The following is a 375-nucleotide window of genomic DNA, read 5'->3' on the forward strand; positions in this document are numbered from 1 at the left end:
GTTCGACCAGATTGGCAATATCGCGATAATGCACGTCTTCTTCGGTATGCGCGACGAGGAAATTATCGAGCGCGTACCCGTGACGGGTCGTACTGACCCGCGCATCGAGCACCGATAGACCGTTGCGTTCGAAATAAGCACAAATGCCGGCGAACAGGTCGGGCTGGTCTTTCACATAAACCAGCACCTGGAGCGCCTCGCCGATCGGCGCCGGCCGGGCGCGCACGATCGGCGCCGCGGTTTCGACATGGCGGCACAGCACACGGGTTTGCCACGCGATATCCGCTGCGTCGTGGCGCAGAAAATAGCCGATGTCCAGCTCGTTCCACAGCGCCTTTTGTGCGCCTTCCGGCACGGTTTCGAGGCGCAGCAACG

1 pseudogene is annotated in these 375 nt (G+C 61.3%); it reads right to left on the bottom strand.

The annotated features are described in order from the left end of the window. Positions 1–375: pseudogene (locus SB764_RS38660) on the bottom strand (bifunctional uridylyltransferase/uridylyl-removing protein); the annotation flags it as partial.

The sequence above is a fragment of the Paraburkholderia sp. SIMBA_027 genome (assembly GCF_046535315.1).
GTDB classification, from domain to species: domain Bacteria; phylum Pseudomonadota; class Gammaproteobacteria; order Burkholderiales; family Burkholderiaceae; genus Paraburkholderia; species Paraburkholderia tropica.